Annotated in this window: 19 protein-coding genes and 1 tRNA gene; 10 read left to right on the top strand and 10 right to left on the bottom strand. The window is 57.4% G+C overall.

The genetic code is table 11. The annotated features are described in order from the left end of the window. The first annotated feature begins 169 nt into the window (after positions 1 to 169). Together DVU_RS08100 and DVU_RS08095 are read left to right on the top strand one after the other, a co-directional pair. A complete protein-coding gene (locus DVU_RS08100) occupies positions 170 to 3469 on the top strand; it encodes a type I restriction endonuclease subunit R (RefSeq protein ID WP_010938992.1) in 3300 nt (1099 codons plus the stop codon). Positions 3470 to 3476: 7 nt separating this feature from the next. Further along, entirely contained in the window at positions 3477 to 4199 is a 723-nt protein-coding gene (locus tag DVU_RS08095) for a M48 family metallopeptidase (protein WP_223295079.1), read from the top strand. Positions 4200 to 4557: 358 nt separating this feature from the next. Here DVU_RS08095 and DVU_RS08090 read toward each other — a convergent pair whose 3' ends face one another. Continuing rightward, positions 4558 to 5544: a hypothetical protein gene (locus DVU_RS08090; protein WP_014524401.1), complete on the bottom strand. Its 987-nt coding sequence runs from the start codon at positions 5542 to 5544 to the stop codon at positions 4558 to 4560. Positions 5545 to 5624: 80 nt separating this feature from the next. After that, positions 5625 to 6872, bottom strand: coding sequence for an MBL fold metallo-hydrolase (locus DVU_RS08085; RefSeq protein WP_010938989.1), 1248 nt, complete (start codon positions 6870 to 6872; stop codon positions 5625 to 5627). Between the two features lie 987 nt (positions 6873 to 7859). Here DVU_RS08085 and DVU_RS08080 point away from each other — a divergent pair. Genes DVU_RS08080 through DVU_RS08055 form a run of 6 tightly spaced genes read left to right on the top strand, consistent with a single transcriptional unit; the run spans position 7860 to position 10318 of the window. Next, positions 7860 to 8111, top strand: coding sequence for a hypothetical protein (locus DVU_RS08080; RefSeq protein WP_164928129.1), 252 nt, complete (start codon positions 7860 to 7862; stop codon positions 8109 to 8111). 34 nt (positions 8112 to 8145) lie between these two features. Continuing rightward, positions 8146 to 8955 (top strand): hypothetical protein, encoded by an 810-nt coding sequence (locus DVU_RS16830; RefSeq protein ID WP_223295080.1) that lies wholly within the window; start codon positions 8146 to 8148, stop codon positions 8953 to 8955. Positions 8956 to 8962: 7 nt separating this feature from the next. Further along, on the top strand, positions 8963 to 9220 hold the full coding sequence (locus tag DVU_RS16825) for a hypothetical protein (protein ID WP_223295081.1): 258 nt from the start codon (positions 8963 to 8965) through the stop codon (positions 9218 to 9220). 2 nt (positions 9221 to 9222) lie between these two features. Next, the gene (locus tag DVU_RS08065; protein WP_010938985.1) at positions 9223 to 9591 is read left to right on the top strand and encodes a hypothetical protein; all 369 of its coding nucleotides are present in this window, start codon (positions 9223 to 9225) and stop codon (positions 9589 to 9591) included. Next, complete coding sequence (locus tag DVU_RS08060) at positions 9584 to 10093, top strand: tail assembly protein (RefSeq protein WP_010938984.1); 510 nt, start codon at positions 9584 to 9586, stop codon at positions 10091 to 10093. Before DVU_RS08065 ends, DVU_RS08060 begins: the two co-directional genes overlap by 8 nt. A gap of 15 nt (positions 10094 to 10108) precedes the next feature. Next, the gene (locus DVU_RS08055; RefSeq protein WP_010938983.1) at positions 10109 to 10318 is read left to right on the top strand and encodes a TraR/DksA C4-type zinc finger protein; all 210 of its coding nucleotides are present in this window, start codon (positions 10109 to 10111) and stop codon (positions 10316 to 10318) included. Positions 10319 to 10416: 98 nt separating this feature from the next. Here DVU_RS08055 and DVU_RS08050 read toward each other — a convergent pair. After that, positions 10417 to 10493: transfer RNA gene (locus DVU_RS08050), tRNA-Arg, on the bottom strand. 88 nt (positions 10494 to 10581) lie between these two features. On the opposite strand from DVU_RS08050, the gene gluQRS reads away from it, so the two are divergent. Together gluQRS and DVU_RS08040 are read left to right on the top strand one after the other, a co-directional pair. After that, the gene (gene gluQRS / locus DVU_RS08045) at positions 10582 to 11586 is read left to right on the top strand and encodes a tRNA glutamyl-Q(34) synthetase GluQRS (protein ID WP_014524403.1); all 1005 of its coding nucleotides are present in this window, start codon (positions 10582 to 10584) and stop codon (positions 11584 to 11586) included. A 170-nt stretch (positions 11587 to 11756) separates the two neighbouring features. Next, entirely contained in the window at positions 11757 to 12152 is a 396-nt protein-coding gene (locus DVU_RS08040) for a hypothetical protein (protein ID WP_010938981.1), read from the top strand. Positions 12153 to 12451: 299 nt separating this feature from the next. Here the strand turns inward: DVU_RS08040 and DVU_RS08035 are convergent, their stop codons facing one another. The 7 genes from DVU_RS08035 to DVU_RS08005 all read right to left on the bottom strand — a co-directional run bounded on the left by DVU_RS08035 (position 12452) and on the right by DVU_RS08005 (position 19995). Continuing rightward, positions 12452 to 13027, bottom strand: coding sequence for a TetR/AcrR family transcriptional regulator (locus DVU_RS08035; protein WP_011792236.1), 576 nt, complete (start codon positions 13025 to 13027; stop codon positions 12452 to 12454). 561 nt (positions 13028 to 13588) lie between these two features. Beyond that, positions 13589 to 14398 carry a lysophospholipid acyltransferase family protein gene (locus tag DVU_RS08030; RefSeq protein ID WP_010938977.1) on the bottom strand — a complete coding sequence of 270 codons (810 nt, stop codon included), beginning with the start codon at positions 14396 to 14398 and terminating at the stop codon, positions 13589 to 13591. Then, the gene (locus tag DVU_RS08025) at positions 14395 to 15102 is read right to left on the bottom strand and encodes a glycosyltransferase family 2 protein (protein WP_010938976.1); all 708 of its coding nucleotides are present in this window, start codon (positions 15100 to 15102) and stop codon (positions 14395 to 14397) included. Before DVU_RS08025 ends, DVU_RS08030 begins: the two co-directional genes overlap by 4 nt. Beyond that, on the bottom strand, positions 15099 to 16334 hold the full coding sequence (locus tag DVU_RS08020; RefSeq protein ID WP_010938975.1) for a replication-associated recombination protein A: 1236 nt from the start codon (positions 16332 to 16334) through the stop codon (positions 15099 to 15101). The genes DVU_RS08025 and DVU_RS08020 overlap by 4 nt, the downstream gene beginning before the upstream one ends. Continuing rightward, positions 16331 to 17080, bottom strand: coding sequence for a 16S rRNA (uracil(1498)-N(3))-methyltransferase (locus tag DVU_RS08015; protein WP_010938974.1), 750 nt, complete (start codon positions 17078 to 17080; stop codon positions 16331 to 16333). Before DVU_RS08015 ends, DVU_RS08020 begins: the two co-directional genes overlap by 4 nt. A gap of 51 nt (positions 17081 to 17131) precedes the next feature. After that, on the bottom strand, positions 17132 to 18220 hold the full coding sequence (gene gcvT / locus DVU_RS08010) for a glycine cleavage system aminomethyltransferase GcvT (protein WP_443678324.1): 1089 nt from the start codon (positions 18218 to 18220) through the stop codon (positions 17132 to 17134). 38 nt (positions 18221 to 18258) lie between these two features. Continuing rightward, positions 18259 to 19995, bottom strand: a complete 1737-nt coding sequence (locus DVU_RS08005; RefSeq protein WP_010938972.1) for a hypothetical protein — start codon at positions 19993 to 19995, stop codon at positions 18259 to 18261. Between the last annotated feature and the right edge of the window lie 141 nt (positions 19996 to 20136).

Genomic DNA, 20136 nt, shown 5'->3' with positions numbered 1-20136 from the left:
AACCAAGTTGAGGGCACAAAGAAAAACACGGCTCGATGCTGCAACATCAAACCGTGCTTTGTAGCCAGCCTGCCAACGGGAGTCGTTGCAGGCGCAAGGGGCCAACAAGTCGTCGCGACTTATGCGAAAACGCCCTCGATTTCAAGGCGACTCCCATTAGAAGAGTATCATGCACCACCTACCAGAAACCAAGGAAGAATACAGCGCCAAGATTCCGGCCTTGCAGGTTCTCATGAATCTCGGCTGGACGTATATATCGCCTTCGCAGTGCCTGACCAAGCGCGGCACGAACCGTGAGGTTTTGCTGAAGGATGAACTCATCCGTTCACTCCAGGCACGGCGCTTTGAATGGGACGGCAGGGGGCACGCGCTTTCGCCCAATGCCATCGAGCATATTGTGCGCGAACTGTCATCGCCGGGGCTGCACGAGGGGCTACTCACCGCCAACGAGCGCATCTACGACAAGCTGACCCTCGGCATCACGGTCAAGGAATTCATTGACGGCAAGCCCGTTCAGCCGACCATCCCCATCATCGACTGGGAGCACCCCGAAAACAACCTGTTCCACGTCACCGAAGAGATGGACGTGCTGTCTTCGGCTGGCACGCATAGGCGCATCCCTGACATTGTGTGCTTCGTCAACGGCATCCCTTTTGTGGTCATCGAGGCAAAGCGGCCTGAATCCGGCAATCCGAACAAGTCCATGCTGGAGGAAGGCGTCAGCCAGTCCATCCGCAATCAGAAGAAGGACGAAATTCCGCACCTCTTCTGCTATGCGCAACTGCTCATGGCCATCAGCAACACCGAAGGACGCTACGCCACCACCAAGACGCCCAAGAAGTTCTGGGCCACGTGGCGCGAGGAAATCTTCGACGACGTCACCTTCCACACCATCAAGAACACGCCGCTTTCAGCGGATGCCAAGGACGCGCTTTTTCAGGACCGCCCCAAGGCCATGCGGAACTACTTTGAATCGCTGTGGTCCGGCGACGTTCTGCCCACACAGCAGGACAAGCTGCTTGTCAGCCTATTGCGAAAGGACCGCCTGCTGAAGCTGGTGCAGTATTACATTCTCTTCGATAAGCGCGTCGGCAAGATTGTGGCGCGGTATCAGCAGGCATTCGGCATCAGAGCCATGCTGGAGCGCGTGAAGCGGCTGGACAAGGCCGGAAGCCGCGAGGGCGGCGTTATCTGGCACACCACAGGTTCCGGCAAGTCCTTCACCATGGTCTTCCTTAGCAAGGCGCTTCTGCTGGAACCGGACCTCAGGGACTGCCGCGTCATCATCGTCACGGACCGCGTTGACCTTGAAAAACAGCTCTCCAGAACGTTCCTCACGGGTGGCGCGTTCGGCTCTGCCGTTGCCACCAAGAAGGAAGGCGAACGGGCAAGAGCGGGGTCCGGTCGTGACCTCGCCCAGCGCATCGGCAAGGGCGATGACCGCATCATCTTTTCCATCATCGACAAGTTCAACACAGCGTCCAAGCTGCCGGAGTGCTACAACCCCAGCGACAAGATCATCGTGCTGGTAGACGAGGGCCACCGCAGCCACGGCGGTGAAACCCACGAGCGTATGCGCAAGGCGCTGCCCAATGCGGCGTACATCGCCTTTACCGGAACGCCGCTTCTCAAGGACGACAAGACGCAGAACAAGTTCGGTCCCATCATTCACGCCTACACCATGCAGCGCGCCGTGGAGGATGGAACGGTCACGCCACTGCTCTACGAAGAGCGCCGCCCTGAACTGGCCGTGAACGAAGCCGCCATTGACAACTGGTTCGACAAGATCACGGCGCGGCTGACCGAAGAGCAGAAGACCGACCTCAAAAAGAAATTCGCCAACAAGGGCGCGGTGTACGGCTCCGAGAACCGCATTGAACTCATCGCGTGGGACATTGCCACCCATTTCTCGGACCACATCAAAACCCTCGGCATGGGACTCAAGGGCCAACTCGCCGCAGATTCCAAGCTCTCCGCAGTCCGCTACAAGAAGCATCTCGATGCCACAGGACTGGTAACAAGTGCCGTGGTCATCTCGCCGCCGGACACTCGCGAAGGCCACGCAGACGTGGACGAATCCGCTTTGCCGGAGGTGCAGCAGTGGGCCGAGAAGACCGTGGGCAAGAGCGCCAGCGCCGAACAGTACAAGCAATACGAGCAACGCGTCATCGAGGACTTTGCCACCGACGACGGCGTGGACATCCTTATCGTAGTGGACAAACTGCTGACGGGCTTTGACGAACCGAGGAACACGGTTCTGTACATCGACAAGCCGCTGAAAGAGCACAACCTGCTTCAGGCAATCGCACGCGTGAACCGCCTGCACGAGGCCAAGGAATACGGCCTGCTCATCGACTATCGCGGCATCCTCAAGGAACTGGATACGACACTCAAGGAATATCAGGACCTTCAGGAACGCACGCAAAGCGGCTTTGACGTGGACGACATCGAGGGGCTGTATCATCAGGTCGGCACCGAATACAAACGCCTGCCGGAGCAGCACAAACGCCTGTGGGGAATATTCAGGGACGTCAAGAACAGGCAGGACCTTGAGCAGTACCGACAAATCCTCATGCCGCAGTACACGGAGGATGACGACGGAACCAGCATCGACCTGCGCCAGAAGGTGCGAGAGGACTTCTACCAGGCGCTCACGGAGTTCGGCCTGTGTCTCAAGGTGGCGCTTTCGTCACGCTCGTTCTTTGAGGATGGCAGCTTCAGCGAAAAGGACATCGCCAAGTACAAAAGCGATCTGCGATTCTTCACGAACCTGCGCAAGATAGCGCGTCAGGACGCACAGGAAACGGTTGACTACAGCGCCTACGAGGAGCAGATACGCCGACTCGTGGACAAGCACGTGGTCGGAGAATCCATCGAAGACCCAGAGGGCGTTGTGCTGGTGGACGATATCGGCAAGGAAAAGCCGGAAGACTGGTCAAAGGAGAAGACGCGTAACGAGACGGACATCATCCGCACACGCGTCCGAAAGACCATCGAGCAGGAACTCAGCGACGACCCGTATGCCCAGAAGGTCTTTTCCGAACTGCTGAAGGACGCCATTTCGCAAGCCGAAAAGATGTTCGAACATCCCTTCAAGCAATACGCCCTTTTCAAGGAATTCGAGGACCAGCTGAACAACCGCGCCGTGTCAGGCATACCGGACGAGCTTGATGGCAGCGAGACTGCCAAGGCGTACTACGGCACATTCCGGCTGGTGCTGGGCGAAGACCACTTCAAAGCCATCCCGCCGGATGAAGAAAAGAAGCTCATTGAGGAAGCCAAGGCCATCGACTCCATCGTCGGCACCGCCGTTGTAGAGCACTCACTAAGTCCGCAGGCGATGGAATCCACCATTCACAAGGGCATCCTGCCGCGTCTGTTCAAGCTCATCGGGCTTGAAAAAGCAAAGGATGTCATCGAACACGTTATTCAGATTACCAGAGTGCGTCTGGCCCATGGAAACAGATAAGACAATCATGCAAACACTCACCTATGGCGATGAACGCATTCGCTATCAAGTGTGTCACGTGCCGGGGCGGAAGGCGAAAGTCGCCATCCATGTGCATCCGGACGGTTCCGTTCAGGTCGATGCGCCGCAGGACGCCGACCTCGTGCAAATAAAAGAGGCCGTGCAGAAACGCGCCAGATGGGTTCTGGACCACATGCTCCGCGCGCGGGAGCTTCGCAGGTACGTACTGCCACGCGAATACGTGAGCGGCGAAAGCTACTTCTATCAAGGCCGCCGCCACCAGCTCAAAGTCATCAAGACACAGGGGCAAAAGGCGCAGGTGCGGCTCTATCGCGGAAGGCTGGAAGTAAGCACGGAAGACAGCTTACCGGAACGCGTCAGAAGCCTCTTGCAGGACTGGTATAGGCAACGCGCCAAGGAATACTTTACGCAGCGTCTGGAAGCCATTGTGGAGAGAACCCCGTGGAAGGATGATGTGCCACCGTGGCAACTGCTGACCATGAAAAAGCAATGGGGAAGCTGCTCACCAAACGGCACACTCTCCATAAATCCGCACCTTATCAAAGCGCCGCGAGAGTGTATCGATTACGTGCTGACGCATGAGCTGTGCCACCTTCAGGAGCACAACCACAGCCCCCGCTTCTACCGCCTGCTGGCGGACCGGATGCCGGACTGGAAGTCCGTCAAGGCGAAGCTGGACGGTATGTCGGAGCTGCTGCTGAATGAATAGCTGGGGCGGCATTATATTCAAGTATCCTGCCATGTTGCGTATGTGATGATAAATATGGAGCCTCTGGAGGTATAGACAAAAAAAGCCGCTTTGAAAGCGGCTTTGTTCGGGGTGCCCTGCGCACCCGCCATGCTGCCAAGCTGGAAAGAAACCAGTAGCGCATAAAGGGCTTCGAGATTTGGGGCGTGGTTGTCGAGATGTGCTCGCGACTTGACAGCGACAGGTAACACTCGTTGGCTGTCATATACCGGTGAGCGTGCGTGTCAAGGACTTTACGATGCAACGTCCCACAACCGTGTGTCGCGCTGTTGTCTCGGCAAGCCTAGCCGTGCGGGGTAGGGCGAACGCGTAGCAACTGCTATCCAGCAACACGAACAAGCCTTAGCCGTGGATACATTTGAGCGATTACGTCTTGCAGTAGCCGGAAATGATCGTCTTCAACGTATCTGTTTTGCTCGGAATACAACACAAGCAGGTGCGGTTGTGGGTCGACAATGCCTCTTGCTGCGAAATCTTGAAGAACCTCAGTTGCCGACTTGCCAGCCGTGCCTTTCATGTGCCGATCGAAGCCCAGTTCAAGCATGTTAGATGCAATGAGCCTGTAGCTTTCAGTAATGCCAGCAATCTCATTGTTTAAAAAGTTTTGATATATATTCATTTGATACATGATTTTATCGCTGTGTTCCATTAGCGCGCTCTTGAGTTGCGCTCTTAGTCTGTTGTCGCTGGATGCCTTGACCTCGACAAGGCGCAAGGTAGGAGTATTATTGTCATCATAGTCAATCTCTGCCATGTCGATGCGGTGGGCAGCGTGTTTATTGTTTTCGTTCAGCCGTGAAAAAGCTACTTCAAGGTCTATCAAAAGAAAGCTTTCTGAGCTTTCAATATACCTCTTGAGCAAGGCTTTCTCTTTTTGCATGTTGCCTTTGCTGCTGTCTACATACTCGCTGAGCACGGGTACATGGCATCCATTTATTGCTGGTTCGACAATGTTTTTTCTGAAAGACCAGGCATAATCTGTATTCGTTTTCAGGTCGCAGACGTTTGTATCTCTTTGAGGAAGCATATTCAGATAGTCTTTTTTCCCTTCTTTTCCATGAATATACTTGTGATGAATTGTAAATTCATTATGTGTTGCCTTTGGGCGATACTTCATTACGGAACAGCCATTCCAATAAACATTGAAGTAGTTGTCTCTTATGCAGATTTGGAATGGGCTTCTGTTGTTTGAATTTCCATTGAGTATGAGCTGTCCCAAGGGGGAACAGAAAAAGGATTTCGCAGCTTCGAGCGTTTGCGTATCGCGTATTCCTCGTTTGAATGTGCGCAACATGTTATCGGACACCTTTCTACCTCCTGAGTATTTGTGCGAATGGGGCAGAGTGTTGTAGCAAATGCTAATTTGCCTTATGCTGTACGCACTTTTCAAACTTCAAACAACTCGCCGTCTGCAACGGCCTTCACCTGAATGGGCTGGAAGTGCTTTGCATAGTCTTGTTTTTTTTCTGTATGAATCGGCACCAGAAGCTTTGGGTTAATTGCGTTGGCATAACGCTTAAGGTCTTGCCGGAAAGCATGTCCACTGGTGTGGATTTCATGGAATGAGACTCTCGGGTCATCTCTGAGATTCGTCAGTTTCCAGCTTTGAGGGTTGTATTGGCTTTCAAGATATCCACTCCATTGTGAATATATGAGACTGCACTGTGGTGGATTTAGCGCATTCAGCAAATGATCAATCCGAGTATTTTTGATGAAATAGCGGCTTGGGGATTCGGCGATTTGAGACTCTTTAATGGCCGTATCGGTTTTGTAGATTTCCCGTATGAATCTTGTGAACTTTGCGTTGTTCTTGATGGCCATGTAGTGGTTTTTTGCGGTGGGGCCATGCGCCAATACGCGGATGTCTTTCAGGCGGAAGTGAGGTGTCGTGTCGAAGTGCTCGGATAGAATTTGCAGAATCCAGGCTGTATAGATGTCAACGACATAGATTCGCCCAGCTTTTCTACATGCTCTGAAGGCGGCACACAAACGATCAACATGTTGTCCTGAACAAATCAGAAAAGCTGGTCCTTTTTCTTCGCTCAGTACCTCTAGCATTTCGTTTTCAATATTTTTTTCCCGCCTGTATGCTGCACTTTCACGGCCCAGCATGGTGCCTTCCATCAGCAATACATCGACCTTTTGAGGGGGTCTTGCAAGAAGGGCATCGAATGTTTTTTCTTTGCTGCCATGCGCTCTGAAATCTCCGCTGTAGAAAAGTCTTTTACCTTCGGCTTCGACCAGAAAGCCAAAGGCGTCGGTAGATGAATGATCCATCAGATACGGAGTGATACGGAAAGGGCCTATTTCAAACTGGGTCCATGCCTTGAAATGCCTGAAGTTGTTTGCAAGGGGAGGTCTGGACGTAAAGGTTCTGGCTGCGGCAATCATCTTACAGGCGATTTCGCCAATATAGACCGGCGTGGCAGGATCAAGGCTGTCGATCAGTCCGTAATGATCCTGATGCGGGTGGCTCACCAACACTGCTTCAAAGCTGATATCAGAAAGCTTGACCTCGCATTGGCTTTCTCTGAGGGGGGAGCCAGCATCAATCAATATTGATCGGCCCCCTGAAGAAAGCTGCACACAGCTTCCGCCGATTTCTTGCGTTCCACGGTGGATGGTTATTTCCATGCAGCTACCCCTTTTTGCCAATCATCCGCGCAGTTGGTCTGTCTCGGTTGCTGATGTTGTGTAGTGGGGGCATCAGACACAGGGCAACGGAACCTGCTTGCACGCGTAAGACATTTCGCATTCTCCGCTCAATGACAGATGAAAACAGAGGCTATCTATTCTGCCGTCGCCCGGTGGTCTTCTGCCTAGTCGGCCACTGCATTTGGAATATCACATACTCTATGAAGCGTAGGTTTGGAATAGGCCAACGCGACTGATACGGCTTTCTCAATGCCCCCCCTGGGTTTGGGCTGTTGATAGCGTCAACATATTCCTCATCGTCGTTACCGTCTTATTCTTCACGCAACACAACACCGTTGTCTTATCTTTGCTCATGCGATTTTGCATCTTTCCAGAAGCAGCATTGCTGGTTTTACACTGATATATACTCTTTCTTTGCGTGATCAATTATTATCAAAGATCGAAACTTTTCTTTCGTACCTTGTTTTCTTTGGCACCATTATGTCTGTATTTTTACATATTGCTATGAACAAAAGTATTTTTGTGTCTTGCAAAAATAGACTTGTATCGTTTTATATAGGCGTCAAGTTGTGGCATGATGCAATGTATATCTTGAATTTTGAAATAGTAGGCCGGATATGTTTATTGTAATACTGTATTTGGTTGGTATCCCATAACGTTGTGCGAGCGCGCAAAGCTTGATGCCCAAGGGTATGGCGCAAGGTGTGTCCATTTTGTTCTGTAGCTGGATACATGCGTTATCACAGAGCACGGGCGCGATGTCATCCGCTACACAATCCATCGCTACATTGCCTATGCGAGGCCATGTCTTTGCTGAAGGTGAGATGCCGTCCGCATTACGGCGGTGCGTTGCGTTCTCGCTTTCGCCCTTGGCGCCTGTCGTGGGTGACATGGGCATGGAGGTGGCGGCCTCTGTGCTTGGTGGGGATTTCGGTAACGAGTTCACCACACGCGGCTTTCCGTACCGTGTTCGAGCCTGTCTCGAAGGTGACGCTGGGCTTCGCCAAGGCGGTGCGCACCGCACACGAATACGGCCTTGATGACGCACAGGCACAGGCTCGCCTTGCAGGGTCTGTGGCCGACATCATCTCGCTGTGGGTGCATGTGCCGGCCTCGCGTGTGACGCGCGATTTCATCAGGGGCTACGAGCAGTTCGAAACAGGCGAGGGCAACTTCCTGTCGCCCATCGCTCCTCGTCCGAAGAGTCTTTCCAGATAGGCGGGCCGACACAGGCCCGTAAGCAGGAGGCAACATGAGCGTATCACGAGACTACACGCCGCATACCTACAGCGGCGACGGGGCGCAGACGGCGTTTCCGGTGCGGTGGGTGTTCCACGACCCGGCGTGGGTGCGGGCACAGCGCATCGTCGACGGTGTGGCGACCGACCTTGCCAACGGCACGGACTACACCCTGCAGCAGGGCGTGGACGTGGGCGGCACGCTGACCCTTACCGCGCCGCTGGCGGCGGGTGCGAAGCTGCTCATCTGGCGCGACGTGCCCTTCGAGCAACTCGACAGGTACACCAATACGGGGCTGTTCGACGTGCGCGTGGTGGAACGTGGCATGGACAGGCTCACCGTCATGGCGCAGCAACTGCGCGAGGCCGTGGGCCGCTGCGTGCAGGTGCGCATGGATTCGACCACGCGGCCCGACCAGATAATGGATGACATCAACTCCGCGCTGGCCGTAGCGCAGGCGTCTGTCGGGGCTGCGGCAGGAAGCGCGACGGCGGCAGGTGTCGCCAAGGATGGCGCAGAGGTTGCGCGGGCTGGGGCGGAAGCGGCGAAGGCGGGGGGCGGAGGCAGCACGGGACAAGGCGGCAAGCCGCATCCTGCCCATCCCTGTCGCCGAGGCCGCAGGCAAGGCCGTGGTTGTATCGGTGGGCGGCGGGTACGGGCTGGAAGGCGTGAAGCCCTTTCCTGCCGGAACTCGCCTGCTGTTTCAGCAGTCGACGGCCCCCACGGGATGGACGAAGGACACGACCATGAACGACAGGGCGTTGCGCGTGGTTTCCGGGGCTGTGGGGAGCGGTGGCATCACGGGTTTCTCTTCAATTTTTAGCCGTACGATGGTCGACTCGACGACGCTGGTCGCCTCGCAGATGCCGGGGCACGCACACGAGGTCATCGACTCTGTAGGCACCTATGTGAGGAGGGCCGGTAACGCAGGCGGCGGCATTCAGGTCATCCGCACCACCGACAACGGCACCGGGGCCACCAACTCGACGCAACTCGTCACCGGCACGCAGGGTAGCAACGGTTCACACACCCACGGCCTCGACCTGCGCCTCGCCTACGTCGACATCATCATCGCAACAAAGGCCTAGCCATGCAGATGCAACGCAAGAACCTGTGCCCCTTCGCGGGCTTTGCTGAATGCAGACAACTTGACTGCGCCCTGTTCACACAGTTGCGCGGCACGCACCCGCAGACCGGGGCGGATATCGACGAGTGGGGATGCTCGCTGGCGTGGCTGCCCGTGCTGCTCATCGAGAACGCACAGCAGGTGCGGCAGGGCGCGGCGGCTACCGAGTCTCTTCGCAATGAGATGGTGCGCACGACAGAGGAAACAGCGGCTCGGCTGGGAACAATCGTTGCACTCGCGTCACGCACAAAGGCGCAGATTGAGCAGGACGACATTGCCGCCAGCGTGAAGGCTGGCGCGTTCAAGAACTCCATAGGAGGGCCCCATGCCTAGAGTGACCATCGTTCCCGCCGACAGCCTCGTCATCGTGGACGGACGGGGCCTCAACGTGAGCCTCACCCTGCCGGGACACGTACACGCCATCCAGTGGGACGGCCTCACCGGATGGGTGGAACACAGCGACGGCACGCCGAACACTCCGATGACCCAAGCCGAGTACGACGCACTGGTGGTGCCAGCCCTCGCCGCGTGGGAGTCGGCCCGTGCCGCTGCCGATGCACCGCCCCCGCCCCTGACGCTGGAACAGGCCAAGGCTGCGAAGCTGGCTGCCATCCGGGCAGGGCACGATGCGGCCCTTGCTGGAGTGGTCGCCATCTCCGACCCCACCCCCACCACGGTGGCCGTGGAGGCCGCGTTGCTCGCTGCGACCGACCTCACCGGGCTTGAATATGCCCGGCAGAAGCTGGCCACGCGCAGGGCAGAGCTTGAAGCGATGGTTGAAGCCGCGACTACCGTCGAGGTGCTGGATGCCGTGGTCGTGAGCTATCCGGTGTAGGGGGAGGGCAGCGGTATGGCAGACATCTTCGACCAAGCCTCGGACTACGAAGCCAAAGACCGTGAGGCCGCCATCAGCGCTGCGGCGGGACGGGCAACATGGTCTGGGCCATCACCTGATATCATCGACGGCGTACCCTGCTGCGCCGAGTGTGGGGAACCCCTGCCCGAGGCGAGGCTAAAGGCTTTGCCGGGTGTGGGGCTGTGTGTGGACTGCGCCGAATAGACCAAGGGGAGGAGAAGGCGAAAAACTGTTGTGGTAGCAAAATGGTAGCACAACAAAAAATAACGGGCTGCGCATTTCGCGTAACCCGTTGTTTTCTATGGTGCGCCTGACAAGAATCGAACTTGTGGCCTAGCGCTTAGGAGGCGCTCGCTCTATCCAACTGAGCTACAGGCGCGAGGGTGATTCTTCTATTCCAAGCCTCTGTCAGTGTCAAGTCTGTGCCTTCGATTGACATTTTCCGTGGTTGGTGTTTGCCCTTTGCCATGTCACTTTCAGTTTTGTCTCGTGACGGCGTGATCAGGGGGCGCCTTGCCCCGAGTCCCACGGGGAACATCCATCTCGGCAATGCCTGGGCATTCATGCTCGCATGGCTGGCCGCCCGTCAGGCGGGCGGGAAGGTCCTCCTGCGCATGGAGGATATCGACCCGGACAGGGCACGGCCCGAATACGCAGAAGGCATCATGGCCGATTTGAGATGGCTCGGGCTTGATTGGGACGAAGGGCCTGATATCGGGGGACCATGCGGTCCTTACGTGCAGAGTCGCCGTGTACAGGACTACGCGAGAGTCCTTGATGTTCTTGCCACCCTTGGGGCAGTGTACCCCTGCTACTGCACACGCAAGGAGTTGCGAACGCTGGCCGGGGCTCCCCATCCCGGCGACCTCGGGGCCCCGTATCCGGGTACATGTCGCAACCTTACCATCGAAGAGTGCAGCCGCAAGGAGAAGGAAGGACGTAGGCCAGCCATGCGTCTGCGGTGGCCGGATGGTGTCTTTGCCTTCGACGACGGATTGTTCGGCCCACAACAGGCGGGCGGGGAGTCTTGTGGTGGCGATTTTGCGCTTCGCCGTTCCGATGGCGTTTTTGCCTACCAGCTTGCCGTCGTTGTCGATGACATCGCCATGGGCGTGACACAGGTGGTGCGCGGTGCCGACCTTCTTTCGTGCACTCCGCGCCAGCTTGCCCTGTATTCCCTGTTGGGTGCGCAGCCGCCAGCCTACCTTCATGTCCCCCTTCTGCTGGACGCCACAGGCGAGAGGCTTGCGAAAAGGCATCAATCACTCGAGATTCGCGCGTTGCGGAATGCGGGGGTGCCTGCGGCGAACATAACCGGATATCTTGCGATGCTGGCGGGAATGATACCGGATTTTGTGCCGCGTGCCCCGAAAGACTGCGTCGGGCTTCTTTCCACGGCGACCCTGCCTACCCGGCCACTCGTCACGCCCGCCGATATCCTCGACAGGCTCAAGAAGGGCACGAGTCGCTAGACGTGACATCTTCTGGGGGATGCGCAGAGGCAGTTTTTACGTTTTTCTTCTCCGGATATGCATCACCGGATAGCCTGACGAAAATTCAGGAACATGGTACACCTCCTCTTGCACGGGCATGACCGCTATGCTAGGGGCAGCTGTGTCCTGTTATCTTAAGGGAGTAGAGCATGAAGACGACAGATTGCGCCCGATTGTTCAGTAGCACCGTCCTCGCGGACCTGTTCCCGGCTGAAAGGGCCGATGCCTTTTTTGAAGCCCTGTATGGTGATGCCGAAGATGGCGCCTACGACATTCGCCTAGTGTTCGTCACCCAAGAGAAGAACAGGTTGACCTTCGCCTTTGAATTGCACCAGCGTCCCGGAAAGTGCCTCGCGTGCAACCTCACGTATGGCTTGCCTCCAGTCTTTGCGAGGCACCCAGTCATTGGTATAGGAAGACTCGCAGGCGACATCGCATCCATTCTGGGGATAAGTGCGGATGCCATCGAGTGGACGCTGGGGCAGACTCAGGAACATTCACGCAGTCTGCATAGCGTGCCTCTTCATTTTGTCGTGAAAGGCTGAATTTTCCAGTTGGCGAAGTGTACCGAAGTTACATCACGCCTAGCGGTATTGAGCGGGATATCTTCACGAATCTTGGGCAACGGCAAGGACTGCCCTTCGCGCGTTGAAGCAGGGCAGAAGACATAAGCTGCCGCTGCCTGTGTCAGGGGCGCATGTCCATGGCGCAGCCCTGACGTTGTCTGCTAAGTCAACCGTATAAAAGGCCCGCCTCCGTTTGGAGGTGGGCCTTTTGTTTCATGGTTCCCCTTCATTCAGTGAAGAGGCTTGTCGTGACCTTTGTAGCGGGCGCAGGGGGCAAATCAGGCCCGGATGCTGCGCGAAATGAATTCTATGGCCTCTTCATAAAGCCGGGGAGGTGCATACGGCGTAAGTAGACGCGTACGGTTGACGCCGACCATCATCGAGATGATGACCTGTGCCGTCTCATGAGGCGGCACATCACGGATGCTGCCATCAGCGATGCCGCGAATGATCTGTTGCTCAAGTTCCTTGGGAACCATGTTGAACTTTTCGTACATGATGTCCCGGTCGGTCTTGGTTTTCATGTCGCTGTATGGGGAACAGCGAACGAGAACAAGCCAGTTGCTCGTTCTGTCGATGGAAAAGTCGAGATATGCCTTGGAGAAGGCCAGAACGGCGTCGTGACCTGAGGTTGCCTTGGCCGTAGCTTCACGAAGACCGGCGAGAAAGCGGTCGAGCACGTCAAGACCGGCGGCAAGAAAGAGCTTCTCTTTGTTGCCGTAGTGGTGGGTAAGCAGCCCGAGGGCAACCCCCGCCCGCTCTGAGATCTTCTTGAAGGTCGTGTCCGCGTAACCGTATTCGCCGAACAATTCTTTCGCAGCCTGCAGTAAGGCTTCCTTCTTTGTCATGCTCATAGCAGTGCCCTGATTGGTGATTGAAACATAGAGAACACCTTGCCGAAACCCCGCAACGGCAAGATGTTAGGCCTGATTCGCCTCGACTTGTGTAGCCCACATTCCTCGCATGCGTCAATGTCGTCTGTGCAAACAATTAAAGTCTGGCAATCGGGAAAACGAGCGGTTGCTCGCCTTTCTTCCAAAGAGTGTTACTCTTTAGAGCAATCGTGAGCCATGAGGGGATACTGCTTTGTCTGCCGATGCAGTGGGAACGTGATGAAGAGCGTGGCGGCGTCGCCGCTGGGTATGCAGTCGGTGAGCAGCAGGGCGTTTCCGGTAGGGGCGCGGCAAGGGGGAGGCACAAAAGACAAGTGGCCCTCCGGGATGAGGGCCACTTATGAGGAGTGTTCCGTTGCAAGCAGTGCGTGGAGGCGTAACACTGGCGAATCCATATTGCGGCTAGGATGCGCCGGAAAGCTTTGTTGACTGATTGCTCAAGCAATATAGGTCTCAACCAATGACACGTCAACCCCTCTTTTTGAGAAAATGGCGTGGATAGCCAATTTGCAAGCAAATTGTTTATTCAATCAGCCCGTTGTCAGCGGGTTCAGTCTCCCACTCTTTCATGGCGCTGGCAATGAAGGCACATATTCTGGCGTGTTCATCCTTGCCGTTACCAGTCACACTAAGTGGTTCACCGAATCGGAAGTGGACGGTTTTTGCCGGGTCTATCGGCCCGAAATCCTTGATGAGACCACCACAGCCCCATGCGTCCGTCTTGAGTGCGACAGGAACGACCGGGACCCCCGCACGTCGCGCAAGCTTGACGCCGATGGTGTTGAACAGCTTCTCGTCGAACGTTGCAGAACGGGTACTCTGAGGAAATACGATGACTGACGTTCCCGCACGCAAACGTTCTTCGCCACCTTCAAGCACCGCTGCGAGGTCTTCACGGGGGTTGGCACGCGATACGATGATGGGGTTGCGTGCGTGAAGCACATGCTTGAACACGGGGTAGTCGGCGAGACTCTTCTTGACCACGAAGTTGACGTCTTTCACAGGCTGGATGAGGCACGGCAGGACGAAAGTCTCGAGCGTGCTCATATGGTTGCCCACGAACACGCATGGCCCATGTAGATTCTTGAAGTGTTCCATGCCTTCGATGCGGAATCGTGTCCCGACCCTTTCGAAGAGGCGCACCACGCGCAGACTGTCATGGACCCATTCAGCACCGTCGTACTTCCCGGCTTTCGCCTTGCGTGCGGCGTCAGCCACAATGCCGAATATGGAAGGGTAGAATGCCAGCGAAGGAAAAAGGCGAGCCCACAGCCCCGGCTGTGTTGCAGGCGAACTATAGGAAACAGCAGTGGTGGATGTGATGTCGTTCATGACTTCTCCGTCGAGTCTCTGTCGCGTAATGCGCGTCTGGTCTGTCGCGTATTCATGCCCTGCGGGTCCAGCCCGCAACCCGCATCGTAGATGCCGACAAATGCGTCTATGAGCAGGGTGCTCATGGCCCTGCGCCAATATTTGTGGATATTGAGGAAATCAGATTCATAGCGGAAGTGGCGTTCATGTGCCTGAGGCATTACCGGGCTTCCCTGCCAGCCACCGCAACGGGTCACGGCAAGTTCACGTGTCACACAAAGACATAGGGGGTCTACATTGCCGGGAGTGATGGGGTGTACATCCGGACGCGGCAGGAAAGGGATGTCGAAGGAGGCGGAGGTGTCGATGCGCCCTACGACCATTTCGATACCCGCGTGGGCGTCGTATAGGGAGAAGGCTTCCGGTGTGAGGGCGTTGTCATCGTCCAGGAAAAGAAGACGTTCGCCGCGGGCTGCCTTGAGAAGGGCGTTGCGTATGCCATTTCCGAAATCTCCGTCAGCGGGGATATCGAACCAGCGAATGAATGAGGCTGCCGATACCCTTTCGCCCCTCACTCCGTCGAATCCCACGAGCATTTCGACCGCACCCATGTCAAGGCCTGCATGACAGAACGCCCTCTCGACGCTTGCTATGGCAAACGACAAGGCTTTCGGGCGCCGTCCAGTGCTGGGGGTGATGACGGAATAGCGCGGCGTGCGGGTCATTCTCCGGAACCCCTGCGGGGTGGGCGCTGCCGCTGAAGCTTGCGCCACCATGCCGAGAGTCTGGGCTCTTCGCCATTTTCGCGGGGTGCGTAGAATCGTCTGTCCTCCAGCCCTTCTGGGAGATATTCCTGCTCTATCCAGCCTTCGGGGTAGCTATGGGGATACCTGTACCCTTTGCCATAGCCCCATTCCTTTTGCAGCCGTGTGGAAGGATTGCGCAGATGCAACGGAACACCCTTACGGCCTTGCGTTTTCAGTTCCCGTGCTGCGTTGATGTAGGCGGCGTAGGTCGAGTTGCTCTTGCGGGCAAGGGCCAGATGCACAGTGGTCTGCGCCATGGGAATGAACCCTTCGGGCATGCCGACATACTCCACTGCCTGCATACAGGCCACCGCAAGGGGAAGAGCCTGCGGGTCGGCAAGGCCTACGTCCTCCGAAGCGGAGAGGATGAGCCTGCGGCAGACGAAACGCGGGTCTTCGCCACCTTCGAGCAGGCAGGCAAGGTAGTAGAGAGCGGCGTCCGGGTCGCTGCCACGGATGGATTTGATGAGGGCCGATGCCAGCTCATAATGGTTGTCGCCATCCTTGTCGTGGCGGCTGACGATTTCCGGCATGGCGCTGCGGACACCTTCGATGTCGCGCTTGTCTTCCGGAAGTGCAGCCACATACTCAAGCAGATTGAGCATGGTTCTGGCATCACCGTGCGACATGCTGGCCAGAAGGTCGAGCACGTCATCTTCAATCTGTACCTCTTGCGCCACGGCCCCACGGCGTCCCAACTCAAGAAGTTCGGCCCTGCCAAGCGGGCGCAGTCTCAGGACGTGCAGCCGGGAAAGAAGCTGCCGCGTGACACTGAAGGATGGGTTCTCGGTCGTGGTGGCGAGCATGGTGATGTCGCCCGACTCGAGCAAAGGCAGAAAGAAGTCCTGCTGTGCCTTCGAAAAACGGTGCAGCTCATCAAGAACAAGAATGTCCACGCCGTGCAATTGTTTGCGAAGGTGTTGAAGTCCAGCCTCGGGGGCGCTGAGGCGAAGCACATTGGCGCTTCGGGCCTTCGCCAGCAGCAGGGCGAGTGTCGACTTGCCGCACCCCGGCGGGCCGAACAGCAGCAGACTGGGCAACCTGTTGGCACGCAACAGCGCCTCGATGCGCTGCGTGAGGTGCGTCTGCCCCACGAAACCTTCAAGCACAGTGGGGCGCAGGCGTTCGGGAAGCGGCTGGCGTACGCTCATGGATGCTCCTCGACGGTAGCCCCTGCTGTGGGCTTTTGTCTTCCCCACCAGTGCAGTCCGAGACACAGCAAGGCGGCTGTCTCCCATCGCAGGACACGTTGCCCCAAGCTGACGGGCATCATGCCGCCTTCTCGCAGGGCCTTCACCTCGCGGGCGGAGAATCCTCCTTCAGGGCCGACGACATAAAGGGTGGTTCCGACCCCGCCCACATCCTTGGCTTCAAGAAGGGCTTCCGGGGTTTCGCCCTCCCAGAGCATGAAACGGCGCTCGAAGTCCGACGATGCCCGCAGCAATTCCTCGATGCCGCCCGGAAGTGTCTGGAGCGCGGGCAGCCACGGGTTGGCGCTCTGTTTCGCTCCGGCGACCATCTGGGCGAGCCACGACTCCTTGATGTCATCCGGCACGGGGGACTGGCTGTGTTCGGCCTGCCATAGCCAGATGGCGGAAGCCTCAAGTTCGACAGCCTTCTCCATGAGCCAGCTGCGTCGTACCGCCTTTCCCCATCCCACCGCCAGCACGGCGCGTGAAACAGGTTCGGGGTGGGTCGTGATGGATTCGGGCGTGAGCTCGACGCTGTTGCGACTGGTGCCGGTCACACGAAAGACGCCTTCGCGTCCGGCCCCGTCGAGCAGACGTATGAGGTCGCCCGCATGTACGCGTACGACCTTTGTGAGATGTCTCGCCTCCTGCCCGGTGAGGGCATAGGGAGGCGACCACTGTTCGGAAGGCAGAAAGAACGTGCGCACTCTATCCTCAAAAGGGGGGCCGCCGTCGGCAGAGCCCCCCGGTTTTCTGGTTCAACCCTGCAGCTTCATGCGGGCGGTGCCGCCAGCGTAGAAGGGCAGGGGTGCCCGCTTCGCTTCGAGCTCAACCCTTGCGGCCTTGATGATGAACGAGTCCTCTTCGGCATGGGGCTTCTTGACGTAGGCGAGGGCGACGGCATGTCCGACACTGGGGGCGAACGAACCGCTGGTGACGACGCCGACGACAGTGCCGTCGGGAAGGGCCACCGCGTCGCCATGCCGCGCCGCACGCCTGCCCGGAATGGCGAGGGGGACGAGTACCTCGCGCACCTCACGGTCACGCCCTTTGCCCACATAGTCGACGGTGTTCGTCAGCATGCCTTCGTAGCCTGCTTCCGCTGGTGTGTGGGTCGTGTCGAGGTCCTGCCCGTAGAGGGGAAGTCCGACTTCGAGTCGCAGAGTGTCGCGTGCGCCAAGGCCCGCAGGCTTGACGTCGGCATTCTCGAGAAGGCGCGTCCACAGGGTCTCTGCCTTGTCCCATGGGAGATAGAGCTCGTAACCGAGTTCTCCGGTGTATCCGGTACGGCTCACCATGAGATTGGCACCGTCGAAGGTGGTGTGCGTGAAGGCGAAGTAGCCGAGTTCGCGGAAACTCCTCCCCAGAAGCCCCTCCAGTGCGTCGATGGATTTCGGCCCCTGCAGGTCGAGTTTTGCGGTGGCTGCGGAGATGTCCTCGAAGTGCAGCGATGCGGGAAGGCGTTCGCGCAAGGCGGCGAAGTCTGACGCTATGCAGGCCCCGTTGACGACGAGCATGTAGTCGTCTTCGGCCAGACAGTAGACGATGAGGTCGTCAAGCACGCAGCCTGCCTCATTGAGAAGGAATCCGTAGCGGCAGCGTCCGGGCTTGAGCGTCTCGAGATTGTGGGTGACGGCCCTTGCGAGGGCCTGCTTCGCGCCGGGGCCGCGCAGGGCGAATTCGCCCATGTGGCATATGTCGAACAGGGCCGCATGGGTGCGGGTGTGCTGATGTTCGGCGAGGATGCCCTCATACTGGATGGGCATGTCCCAACCGGCGAAGGGGGCCATCTTCGCACCTTGGGCGCGATGCCATGCATTGAGTGGGGTCAGCAGAAGGTCAGACAACTCCGTCTCCTTGTCGCTGGGTTGCAGGGTTGTATGGGTCATGTGGTGGTCATCGTGGAGTGCTTGCCGTGACGTGAGCGGCGTATGGCCTTGAATTCGTCTATGAGCGAGACGAGTCTGCCATAGTTCTTGCGTATCTCCTGCCCGCCGCGCGTAAGTTCCTCGTCGCGGCGTTCGATGTAGGTGCGCAGAAGATACCTGTCATTGAGAATGGCCTCTCCAATGCGAATCACGCTTGCCACGAGCGTATCGAAATAGCTGACGATCTCGAATTTCAGCCCGTGCAGCAAGGCCACGGCTTCGGCCAGCATGCGCCTGTAGCCTATGCGTTCGCCACGGTAGAGGCGATTCTGGATGTCTTCGAGGAAGCGCACCTTGCGGGCCTGCTGGATGTAGCTGTATTTGGCCCAGACCTCCTGATAGAGGTCGTGCAGTTGCCCGAACGATTCATAGTTGTCCGGCGTGAGCAGGTAGTTGTCGAGCACCTTGCTGACGTTGGAGAAGAATTCGTCGCTGTAGCCGATCATCCGCCGCTGATGCTTCGAGAGCCATGAGAAGAGGAACTTCAGGCGCTTCTCGTCGGTATCCGTGTTCTCGACGATCTCGGTACGTTTGTAGACGATGCGCCCCGTGTATTCGCCCCGGACGATGTCGTTGAGGCGAAGGAACATGTTCGAGGTGTCCTTGATGATGTTCATGTTGGGCAACGGCTCACCGGTGAGCGGGTGGATGATCTCCTGCCTGTCCACCGAAAGGGCTCTGTCCTGCCTTACGTTGTCCGGGTTGAAGCGGTGCTGCTTGTAGGAGACGCGCATGATGACAACACGCCTCTCCCGGTCGAGGAAGGCTCCCATCTCGTCGATGGCTTGCAACGCGTCTTCCTGGTCGCTGTCGATTCGGACGAGCGCAATCTTGTCGAGACGCGGATAGTGGCTTGTGCCGCCCTCGTTGCTGATGGTGGTGATGGTGCGGTCGGACTGGCCAAGCACCCGTATGAGGAACTTCTCGCCCATCTTGTGGAGTCGGCGGGCGAAGAGGGCGCTTGACGTTCGCCGTTCCGAAACGATGGGAAAACCATACAGTTCCATCAGGTACTGGTATACGAACAGCCTGTTGCGTTCGTACATGTCATCGTCGCCCACGGCGAATTTTCCGATACGCAGACCGAATCTCTTGATCTCATTGTCGAGGTCGGAGGGGAAGGAGGCGTACACACCGGCGAGATGGAAGTGCCCGAATCCGTCATGGGCGAAGACCTGCCCCCTGTCCATGGCAAGCAGGTAGGGCGTGAGCGTGCCATAGTAGTCGGGGACGGAGGTGTCCATGCGCGAGAAGCGCTGCCTGAAAGACTCCTGCATCGCCTTGGGAAGGCGCATCTGCATGGTCTGCACGTTGCGGGCGATGACATGTGATTCAAGGGGGCACGAGGCCCCTTCGGCTACGCTGGCCGAGTCGAGAACCGGGTGCAGGATGTCGAACTGGAATATCTCCTGAAAATAGCTGAGGGGGCGAGCCAGCGCCACGAGGCTGAATCCCGGCAGTTGCTTGTATTCCCACATGTCGGATTCGAACGATGGCAACAGTTCGCGTGCTTCGACGAGCGGATAGTCCTCGGTTTCAAAGTAGGGGCGGACAAGGCAGTGCCGTATGTGGACCACGTCGAGAAAGCGCCGCAATTCCCCGAGTGTGCCCAACTGCAGGGGAGTCGGCACACTGCCGTCCTCCCGGCAGGGAAAGTCGCTTTTGCTGAAGAGGCTCTTCCACGTGGTTTTCATGACGCTCCTTATGTTCCGGACGAAACTTCGCCCCCCGGACATAAAGCCTATTTTTTTTTCGTGAAAAATTCTACCGTAAACAGAATACCCGGTCGTGCAGTGCTGGCTTGGCATTGTTGGCATTCCGACGTCGGGACGGCT

This window comes from Nitratidesulfovibrio vulgaris str. Hildenborough (genome assembly GCF_000195755.1).
Classification (GTDB): domain Bacteria; phylum Desulfobacterota; class Desulfovibrionia; order Desulfovibrionales; family Desulfovibrionaceae; genus Nitratidesulfovibrio; species Nitratidesulfovibrio vulgaris.
The sequence above is the reverse complement of the archived record's forward strand: the minus strand, read 5'-3'. Positions and strand labels throughout refer to the sequence as shown.